A 10,153-nucleotide genomic window follows, 5' to 3' on the forward strand; every position below is an offset into this window, starting at 1 on the left:
TATGGAAAACATCAAACTGAACATCGAAAAAACTTTAGACTTCATCGCTAAAGACAAATTGGCTTCTTACGAAGAAAAAGTAAGAGCTTGTATGGAAACGCTGGAAAAAGGAACCGGACTGGGAAATGACTTCCTGGGATGGCTGCATCTGCCTTCTTCCATAACAAAAGAACATTTGGCTGACCTGAAAGCAGCCGCACAGACGCTGCGCGAAAACTGCGAAGTGGTTGTCGTGGCAGGTATCGGCGGCAGCTATCTGGGAGCACGTGCCGTCATCGAAGCGCTCTCAGACAGTTTCGCATGGCTGAAGGAAAAGAAAGCCGGAAACCCGACTATCATCTTTGCCGGACATAACATCAGCGAAGACTATCTTTATGAACTGACCACTTTCCTGAAAGACAAAAAGTTCGGCGTAATCAATATTTCCAAGTCAGGAACCACCACCGAAACGGCTCTGGCTTTCCGCCTGCTGAAAAAACAGTGCGAAGAGCAGCGCGGAAAGGAAACGGCACGCAAGGTAATCGTAGCCGTTACTGATGCAAAGAAGGGCGCAGCCCGCACTACTGCCGACAAGGAAGGATACACATCGTTCATTATCCCCGACAACGTGGGCGGACGATTCTCCGTACTGACTCCGGTAGGCCTGCTCCCGATTGCCGTGGCAGGATATGATATCGAAAAGCTGGTGGCAGGAGCCTGCGAAATGGAAAAGGTATGCGCCAACGGAAATCTGCATGAAAATCCTTCCGCACTGTATGCGGCAACCCGCAACGAACTCTACCGCGAAGGAAAGAAAATCGAGATTCTGGTGAACTTCCATCCGAAACTCCACTACTTCATGGAATGGTGGAAACAATTGTTCGGTGAATCAGAAGGAAAAGACCACAAGGGCATTTACCCGAGTTCCGTAGACTTCACCACCGACCTCCATTCAATGGGCCAGTGGATCCAGCAGGGCGAACGGAGCATTTTCGAAACAGTTGTTTCAATTGAAACTCCGAACCACGAACTACACTTCCCGAGCGATGAGGAAAACCTCGACGGACTGAACTTCCTTGCCGGCAAACGAATTGATGAAGTAAACAAAATGGCAGAACTCGGCACACAGCTGGCTCACGTGGACGGCGGTGTCCCCAATCTCCATGTAAGCGTCCCGACACTGAACGAATACTATCTCGGCGAACTGATTTATTTCTTCGAAAAGGCTTGCGGCATCAGCGGCTATCTGCTCGAAGTGAATCCGTTCAACCAGCCGGGCGTAGAAGCATACAAGAAAAATATGTTCGCCCTGCTGAACAAACCGGGCTACGAAAAAGAATCTGAAGCAATTCAAGCTCGCTTGAAGAAATAACCGGATCTGAAATGAGAGTCAAGGCACGGGCTTCACGGAATCTTTTCATCGTGAAACTCGTGCCTGATTTTTTTAATGCTAACGTAATTACTCTAAAATGTTTCAAGAAGCTATCAAGAACTATCTGAACAGACACAACTATCCCGAAATCAATCTGAAAGCCGTACTGTTCGACATGGACGGAGTATTGTTCGACTCCATGAAAAACCATGCGGCTGCCTGGCAGGAGGCCATGAAAAGATACGGAATGAACATGTCACGCGAGGAAGCCTACCTGCACGAAGGAAGAACCGGGGCGGGAACGATAAACATCGTCAGCCAGCGCGAAAGAGGACATCAGGCAACCGAACAGGAAGTAAAGGAAATCTATCAGACAAAAAGTGACATATTCAACAGTCTGCCCAAAGCTGAACCGATGTCCGGCGCATACGGACTGCTGCAAAAAATAAAGGCCGGCGGACTCATTCCGATGGTAGTGACCGGTTCAGGCCAACTGTCGCTTTTAGACAAACTGAACCACTATTACCCGGATGTATTCAAACGGGAACTGATGGTCACTGCCTTTGACGTGAAATACGGAAAGCCAAACCCTGAACCGTATCTGATGGCGCTGCAAAAGGCCGGAATAGCAGCAAACGAGGCGATTGTAGTGGAAAATGCACCGCTTGGAGTACATGCCGGCGTTGCCGCAGGCATATTCACCGTAGCGCTCAATACAGGACCGTTGCCCGACAAAGCATTGCTGGACGAAGGAGCCGACCTGCTGTTTCCTTCCATGCAGGCATTCAACGAAAGTTGGGAAACGTTTTACAATACGACCCTATAGATCAAGAACAAGACACGAAGTCACAGAGAGGACACTTTGAAAATCAACCGGCATGAAGTCCCGCATCTCTGTGCCTTTGTGCTCAAAACAGAAACCAGTCCCCGCCTGCGGCACGAAAGAAAGACTAATCCAATGCAAAAAACTTGCTTCGCGCCAACAGGGCTGAACCGATAGCATTCGCTTTCTCCTTCAGTTCAGAAAGCACAATGTCCGAATCACGATACATGAGATTCAATGTGTAACGGCGTATCGCAGAAATCACCGGAGGCAGCAAATACTCTCCCACTCTGGAAAACTCACCGCCGATAATCACCTGCTCCGGATTGAAAATGTTCATCATTTCGCCGATGTGGCGTCCCAGTTTCGCACCGATATCTTCAACAAGTTCGATGGCAAGGACATCTTCACGCTTTACGGCAGAAATCACATCGTCCAGCGTAATCTCATCGATGTTTTTCTCCATCAGCAGAATCGAGTTTTCGCCTTTGCGAAGACGCTCGATGAACTTCCGGTAAAGGGCAGAACAAGAAACTTCTGTTTCTATGCACCCCCTCTTGCCGCAGTCGCAAATCTGCTGGTTGTCGTAGCCGTAATTATGGCCAAGCTCGCCTGCAAATCCCGACATGCCCGAATAAAGCTTGCCGTTGATGATGATAGCCAGCCCCAATCCCCAATTCACATTGACGAATATAAGATTCTTGGCGCATTTATCCTCACGCATGATATATTCGCCGTATGCCATCGCACGGCTGTCGTTGTCGATGCAGACATTGATTCCGATTTTTTCGGACAAAGTTTCAGCCAAAGGCTTGTCTGTGCAGGTCAGCTTCGTGAAGCTGCATCCCGTTTCAGGATTGACCCGTCCGGTAATTCCCACACATATATTCAGAATTTTATCCGTATCCACTTCAAGACCGGAAATAAAGTCTTTCACCTCACCGCATATCCGGTCTACACACTCCATCTTGTTTTCAAGACGGAAACCAGCATTCTGCTTCACCTGCAAGACATCGCCCTTAAAATTAATAAGAGCGAAACGCAATGAATTGACTGCAACGGCAACTCCTACAAAATATCCGGACTCAGAGTTCAGCCCATACAAACTGGGATGCCTTCCACCGCTCGTTTCAAGTTTGCCGTAATCATTCACATAACCTTCCTTCAACATTTCATCAACAAACTTTGTCACGGTAGGCACGCTGAGTCCCACCGCCTTCGACAAGTCAGTTATTGTAGTACACCCTGCATAAATGAAATGAGAGATGATGCGCCGCTTGATCAGCGCGCTCTTCACCCCCTTTTGTATTTCAGCCAATAAAGTCTGTCCCATAACAATTCTTATTTTTTATAGAAACGCTTACAAAAATAAGTTTTTTATTTAATAAATCAAGCAAGAAAAATCTTTTTTTTTATTTGTCTTTCTGATTTAGCTTTGATATATTTGCATTAAGTTCAGCAAGCGAACTTTGAACTGCAAATTTTGAACAATAAAACAAACATTTATATTTAACTTTCAAAATTCTAACCTATCATGAGACTTATAATTGAACCCGACTATCAAGCCCTTTCGCAATGGGCTGCAAACTATGTAGCAAACAAAATCAACTCAGCAAATCCGACACAAGAAAAGCCATTTGTTCTGGGTCTTCCTACCGGTTCTTCGCCATTGGGTATGTATAAAGCTCTGATTGAACTGAACAAAAAAGGTGTTGTATCGTTTAAGAATGTAGTCACATTCAATATGGACGAATATGTAGGGTTGCCGGAATCTCATCCTGAAAGCTACCATTCTTTCATGTTCAACAATTTCTTCAACCACATTGATATCTGCAAAGAAAACATCCATATTCTGAATGGCAATGCTGCTGATTTGGAAGCCGAATGTGCCAACTACGAAAAAGAGATTGAGAAATTCGGCGGAATCGATTTGTTCCTTGGCGGAATAGGCCCCGACGGACACATCGCTTTCAATGAACCGGGATCTTCTCTTTCATCACGCACACGTGTAAAGACGCTGACCACCGATACGATCATCGCCAACTCACGCTTCTTTGACAACGATGTGAACAAAGTCCCCAAAACGGCTTTGACTGTGGGTGTAGGTACAGTCCTTTCTGCAAAGGAAGTGCTGATTATCTGCAACGGACACAACAAGGCACGTGCCCTGCAGCATGCAGTTGAAGGCGGAATCACTCAAATGTGGACAATCAGTGCCCTTCAGATGCACCAGCACGGCATTATCGTATGTGACGAAGCAGCTACAGACGAACTGAAAGTCGGCACATACAAATATTTCAAGGACATTGAAAAGAACAATTTGTAATTAAAAACCGAGGCTGCAAAGCCTCCACTAACACCCCTACTCATGAGAACCAATCTTAGTTCACAAATTTCATTGAACCGCGTATCTCCCCGCTACTACAGGCCGGAAAATGCGATTGAACGTTCTGTGCTGACCCGTTTGGAAAAAATTCCAACCAATATCTATGAAAGCATAGAAGAGGGAACGGAACAGATCGCCAACGAAATCGTCGCAAAAATCCAGGACCGCCAGCGAGAAGGCAAGTTCTGCACCATCGCCATCGGCACGGGAGCTTCGCTGCGTTACCTCTTCACAGCTCTTATACGCAAGCATAAGGACGAAGGAGTAAGTTTCCGCAACGTAGTGTTCTTCAACCTGTATGAATACTATCCGCTGACAGAAGAGGCCGGAAGCAGCTTCAATCATCTGAACAAGCTGTTCCTTTCGCAAATAGACATTGACCGGCAAAACGTATTCACACTTGACGGAACAATCCCTCAGGATGCAATAACCGAGCACTGCCGCCTTTATGAACAGCGCATACAAACATTTGGAGGCCTTGACATCGCAGTCATGGGCATCGGACGGGAAGGCAATATCGGAATGAATGAACCGGGCTCTTACGCCAATTCGATGACCCGTCTGATTCTGATAGACTCAACTTCACGCGCAGAAGCATCGCACAATATCGGCGTAGACAACCTGCCTCCCTGCTCCATTACAATGGGAATCGGCACGATTCTCAGCGCACGGAAAGTATATGTAATGGCATGGGGTGAAAACAAGGCTGACATCATCAGACAGACCGTTGAAGACAAGATGAGCGACACTTTGCCGGCTTCGTATCTCCAGCTGCACTCAAACGCTACGATATGCGTCGACCTGGCTGCCGCTGCCCATCTGACCCGTATTCAGCGTCCCTGGCTGGTAACAAGCTGTGAGTGGAACGACAAACTGGTGCGCAGTGCCATCGTATGGCTTTGCCTGAAGCTCAAGAAGCCCATTCTTAAGCTGACAAACAAGGACTATAACGAAAACGGACTCAGCGAACTGCTGGCTCTTTACGGTTCTGCATACAATGCCAACATCAAAGTGTTCAACGATTTGCAGCACACCATTACAGGATGGCCGGGAGGAAAGCCAAACGCAGACGATACGTACCGTCCGGAGCGCGCCAAACCGTTCCCGAAGCGTGTCATCGTATTCTCTCCGCATCCTGACGATGACGTAATCTCAATGGGAGGAACTTTAAGACGTCTGGTACAGCAGGGACACGAAGTGCATGTCGCTTACGAAACATCAGGCAACATTGCCGTAGGCGATGAAGAAGTGGTACGCTTTATGCACTTCATCAACGGATTCAACCAGCTGTTTGCCAACAGTGAGGATAAGGTTATCAGCGAAAAATATGCTGAAATCAAGAACTTCTTCGCAAACAAGAAAGAAGGCGACATGGACACACGCGACATTCTGACCATCAAAGGACTGATCCGCCGCGGCGAAGCCCGCACCGCCTGCACCTACAACAAGATTCCGTTGAGCAGATGCCATTTCCTCGACTTGCCTTTCTATGAAACCGGAAAAATCGAAAAGAATCCGATCAGCGAAAAGGACATCGAAGTCGTGCTGAATCTGCTGCGTGAAGTCAAGCCGCATCAGATTTATGTGGCCGGCGACCTTGCTGACCCGCATGGCACGCACCGCGTATGTACGGACGCCGTATTCGCTGCCATCGATGAAGAGAAGAATGCCGGAGCCGAATGGCTGAACGACTGCCGTATCTGGATGTATCGCGGCGCATGGGCCGAATGGGAAATCGAAAACATCGAAATGTGCGTCCCGCTCAGTCCTGAAGAACTGAGAGCGAAACGCAACTCCATCCTCAAGCACCAGTCGCAAATGGAAAGCGCTCCTTTCTTAGGAAACGACGAACGTCTGTTCTGGCAGAGAAGCGAAGACCGCAACCGCGGAACCGCTTCGCTCTACGACCAGCTTGGACTTGCAAGCTACGAGGCGATGGAAGCTTTTGTTGAATACAAACCCATCTGACAATACTAATTCTAACTGATAATGTCATTCCGGAATCAGGCTGTATGTTCAGCCCTTTACCGGAATGACATTTTTTATTATTTCCATCCGCATGAAAAAGAATCTTTTGCAGACTGTCTGCTTCGCATTGTGCATCAGTCTATTCTCCTGCACTTCCCGTCACTTTCTGAAAGACAAAGAATACCGGACAAGGGTGGAGAATGACTTCAAGGCCAAACAGACAGCATTGCCGTACGGCAATCTTTTCAACGTGTTCAGCCAGGAAATGAGCACAGAAGAACGCGAGGCCATGACCTTCCTTTATGCCTACATGACCCCAGGTGACATCACAGACTATCCGGGCGAATTCTATCTGAAAAACGTCAGACTTGCATTCGGTACACGGGAGTCCATGCCATGGGGGCCCAGCATTCCCGACATCGTTTTCCGGCATTTTGTACTTCCGGTGCGTATAAACAATGAAAACATGGACAATTCAAGAGAGGTGTTTCTCAAAGAACTGACACCGCGTATCAAAGGACTCTCCATGTATGATGCCGTGCTGGAGGTTAACCACTGGTGTCACGAAAAAGCCGTCTATGCACCGACCGACAGCCGAACCAGCTCTCCGCTGGCAACCATAAAGACAGCATACGGACGCTGCGGAGAAGAATCGACACTGCTCGTAGCAGCTCTCCGTTCGGTAGGCATTCCGGCACGCCAGGTCTATACGCCAAGATGGGCACATACCGACGACAACCACGCATGGGTAGAAGCATGGGTAGACGGGAAATGGTATTTCCTCGGTGCATGCGAACCTGAACCCGTATTGAACCTGGGATGGTTCAATGCTCCGGCAAGCCGCAGCATGCTGATGCACACAAAAGTATTCGGAAGCTACAACGGCCCTGAAGAAGTAATGAAACGCACCGCCAACTATACGGAAATCAACATCATCGACAATTACGGAACGAGCGCGCACACTACGGTTACGGTAAAAGACACGGAAGGCAGACCCGTACCCGATGCCAACGTGGAGTTCAAGCTATACAACTATGCCGAGTTTTATACCGTGTCGCGCCAGACCAGCGACAAGAACGGACAGGCACAGCTATCTGCCGGACTCGGCGACCTGCTGGTCTTTGCCTCGGCCGGAAACCTGTTCGGCTATCGCAAAATCTCTTTCGGAAAAGACAGGGACGTGACTGTCACGCTAAGCCACAAAGTCGGCGACCGGTTCAGCGACAGCATCCTGATCGTACCGCCGGCAGAAAAGGCCGTTTATCCCCAAACGACAGAAGAGCAAGTCGTCCGAAACGCAAGGAGAATGCAAACAGAAGACTCCATCCGCAACGCCTATGTACAGACTTTTCCGAACAGGAAGATGATTGAAGGATTCGCCAAAGACAGCGGACTGAATACAGAAGAAGCACTAAAATACATTACCGGAGCAAGAGGAAACTACGAAGAAATCATGCGGTTCCTTTCGCATGCCGCAGAAAGAAATTCGGCCACCCGTGCGTTCGACATGTTGGGCACATTGTCGGAAAAAGACTTGCGCGACACTCCGTGCAGCGTATTGGAAGACCACCTTTATGCCACGGATCCACAGGCTGACGTGACTGAAATCCTTGCGCCACGCATAGCATCCGAAATGCTGACTCCTTACCGCAGCTATCTGCAGAAGCACATCCAGGCTTCTCTTGCCGAAACATTCCGCAACGATCCGCAGCAGCTTGTCAACTGGTGCAGGGACAGCCTTACGATACGCAACGATCTGAATACGCTTTTCACCACCACATCGCCTGAAGGAGTATGGAAAAGCCGCGTCACCGATTCCGCATCAAGAAACATATTCTTCGTAGCCTCGGCCCGAAGTTTGGGCATCCCGGCCTGGATAGACGAGATTACCGGCAACGTATGTTTCAGGCAAAAAGGAGAAATACGGATTGCAGACTTTGAAGCCGCAGCCAGCAGACATCCGGAAAAAGGAAAGGTGAAGGCAGACTACAGGCAGATTCCCCGGCTTGACAATCCCAAGTATTACAGCCATTTCACCATCTCAAGATATGCAGACGGAAGATTCATCCTGCAAAACTACCCCGAAAGCACCACATGGATGTCACTGCTGAAGAACGGGACAGATGTAGAAACCGGATACTACATGATGGTGAGCGGAAGCCGGATGGCAAGCGGAAGCGTGCTGGGTGAAATCGCTTTCTTCAATGTAGAAAAGGGAAAGACTACAGCCGCCACACTGACCATGCGTGACAATCCGGAAGATATCCGCGTAATCGGAAACTTCAATTCCGAAAGCCTGTTCACTCTTCCGGAAACAGGCGAACAGACCTCCGTGCTGAAAACTACAGGCAGAGGATATTTCGTGATAGGCATATTGGGCGCAGGGGAAGAACCTACGAATCATGCGCTGAAAGACCTGGAAGCACGAAAGGATGCGCTGGAAAAATGGGGACGCACATTCGTGCTGCTCTTCCCGGACGAGTCATCATACAACAAGTTCGACAAGAAAGAGTTTCCCAATCTGCCATCCAACGTAGTATTCGGCATCGACAACGGAAAGCAGATCCAGCGCGCCATTGCAGAGAGCATGAAACTCTCCAACCCGAACCAGCTCCCGATTTTCATCGTTGCCGATACATTCAACCGGGTTGTGTTCGAATCGCACGGATATACAATCGGACTGGGCGAGCAGCTTCTCCGTGTCATCCACGGCCTGTGAGTGCTCTGATTGTATTTCTCACCCTTTCAGGGGTGGTGACGGGATGCGAATATTCATCCACACTCACCGTCCCTCCCATCGACAAAGCCGGATTGCGCAATAGCATCCGGCTTTGCCTGTTTTCGCGCGCGGAAAAATGAAACTCCTCCGCTCCCGTCCGGGTGGCAAGCTCGGCGATATTGGTTTCGTTCACCCCGCATCCGGGCATCACAATTATCCGATTGGCAGCTCTCGTCACCAGTTTCCGCAACAGATCCGCCCCCTGCAGAGCTGTCGGCTGCTGTCCGGAAGTCAGCACACGGTCTACTCCCATCTCAACCAGCTCTTCAAGAACCGACTCCGGATTCCTTACATAGTCGAACGCGCGGTGGAAAGTCACGGAAAGGCCTTCTGAAACCTTCAGCAGTTTCTGCATCGCCTCCCTGTCCACATCTCCCTCCGGAGTAAGGCAGCCGAACACAACTCCGTCCGCTCCGGCCTCACGGGCCATTCTGATATCTTCTTCCATAATGTCAAGTTCCATCGGAGAATACAGAAAATCACCTCCGCGCGGGCGGACAATCACATGCAGACGGATGTCAATCAGTTTTCTTGCCATGCGGATCTCGCCATACGAAGGGGTCGTCCCTCCTTCCGGCATCGAAGCGCACAGCTCCACTCGCTGCGCTCCGCCTTGCTGCGCCGCCACACAGCTTTCAGCCGAATTGGCACAAATTTCAAATGTATAGTTTGCCATAATTTTCCTGTAAAAAAACAAAAAGGACCTTTCAGCCACAAAAGTACACTTTTTACATGGCGAAACACAACAATATCATGCTTATTTTTACGGCAGCGCACGGCTCTTTCATTTAAAATAATCTCCATACTCCTTGTTATTCTCCGAAAAACCATTATTTTTGCGTACAG

At 49.0% G+C, this 10,153-nt stretch carries 7 protein-coding genes; 5 read left to right on the top strand and 2 right to left on the bottom strand.

Translation table 11 applies throughout. The features are described 5' to 3' along the window. Window position 1 precedes the first annotated feature (1 nt). Window positions 2-1,351: a glucose-6-phosphate isomerase gene (locus QUW60_RS05900; RefSeq protein ID WP_258337063.1), complete on the top strand. Its 1,350-nt coding sequence runs from the start codon at window positions 2-4 to the stop codon at window positions 1,349-1,351. A gap of 97 nt (window positions 1,352-1,448) precedes the next feature. Then, a complete protein-coding gene (locus tag QUW60_RS05905) occupies window positions 1,449-2,177 on the top strand; it encodes an inorganic diphosphatase (protein ID WP_289559138.1) in 729 nt (242 codons plus the stop codon). 124 nt (window positions 2,178-2,301) lie between these two features. On the opposite strand, the gene QUW60_RS05910 is transcribed toward QUW60_RS05905, so the two are convergent. Further along, entirely contained in the window at window positions 2,302-3,507 is a 1,206-nt protein-coding gene (locus tag QUW60_RS05910) for an ROK family transcriptional regulator (RefSeq protein ID WP_258337065.1), read from the bottom strand. Window positions 3,508-3,708: 201 nt separating this feature from the next. Between QUW60_RS05910 and nagB the strand changes: the two genes are divergently transcribed. The 3 genes from nagB to QUW60_RS05925 all read left to right on the top strand — a co-directional run bounded on the left by nagB (window position 3,709) and on the right by QUW60_RS05925 (window position 9,247). Beyond that, window positions 3,709-4,500, top strand: a complete 792-nt coding sequence (gene nagB / locus QUW60_RS05915) for a glucosamine-6-phosphate deaminase (RefSeq protein ID WP_289559140.1) — start codon at window positions 3,709-3,711, stop codon at window positions 4,498-4,500. Between the two features lie 42 nt (window positions 4,501-4,542). Beyond that, window positions 4,543-6,528 carry a glucosamine-6-phosphate deaminase gene (locus tag QUW60_RS05920; RefSeq protein ID WP_258337067.1) on the top strand — a complete coding sequence of 662 codons (1,986 nt, stop codon included), beginning with the start codon at window positions 4,543-4,545 and terminating at the stop codon, window positions 6,526-6,528. 91 nt (window positions 6,529-6,619) lie between these two features. Next, complete coding sequence (locus tag QUW60_RS05925) at window positions 6,620-9,247, top strand: transglutaminase domain-containing protein (RefSeq protein WP_289559143.1); 2,628 nt, start codon at window positions 6,620-6,622, stop codon at window positions 9,245-9,247. On the opposite strand, the gene QUW60_RS05930 is transcribed toward QUW60_RS05925, so the two are convergent. Further along, window positions 9,231-9,983: a copper homeostasis protein CutC gene (locus tag QUW60_RS05930; protein WP_289559145.1), complete on the bottom strand. Its 753-nt coding sequence runs from the start codon at window positions 9,981-9,983 to the stop codon at window positions 9,231-9,233. The two genes, QUW60_RS05925 and QUW60_RS05930, sit on opposite strands and share 17 nt — an antisense overlap. Window positions 9,984-10,153: the final 170 nt, after the last annotated feature.

Origin of the sequence: Bacteroides gallinaceum (assembly GCF_030373775.1) — a bacterium.
GTDB classification, from domain to species: domain Bacteria; phylum Bacteroidota; class Bacteroidia; order Bacteroidales; family Bacteroidaceae; genus Phocaeicola; species Phocaeicola excrementipullorum.

Excerpts from the sequence above, each read along its gene's own strand:
- QUW60_RS05900 (WP_258337063.1), top strand. The coding sequence starts at position 2 with ATGGAAAACATCAAACTGAACATCGAAAAAACTTTAGACTTCATCGCT.
- QUW60_RS05905 (WP_289559138.1), top strand. The coding sequence starts at position 1,449 with ATGTTTCAAGAAGCTATCAAGAACTATCTGAACAGACACAACTATCCC.
- QUW60_RS05910 (WP_258337065.1), bottom strand. The coding sequence starts at position 3,507 with ATGGGACAGACTTTATTGGCTGAAATACAAAAGGGGGTGAAGAGCGCG.
- nagB (WP_289559140.1), top strand. The coding sequence starts at position 3,709 with ATGAGACTTATAATTGAACCCGACTATCAAGCCCTTTCGCAATGGGCT.
- QUW60_RS05920 (WP_258337067.1), top strand. The coding sequence starts at position 4,543 with ATGAGAACCAATCTTAGTTCACAAATTTCATTGAACCGCGTATCTCCC.
- QUW60_RS05925 (WP_289559143.1), top strand. The coding sequence starts at position 6,620 with ATGAAAAAGAATCTTTTGCAGACTGTCTGCTTCGCATTGTGCATCAGT.
- QUW60_RS05930 (WP_289559145.1), bottom strand. The coding sequence starts at position 9,983 with ATGGCAAACTATACATTTGAAATTTGTGCCAATTCGGCTGAAAGCTGT.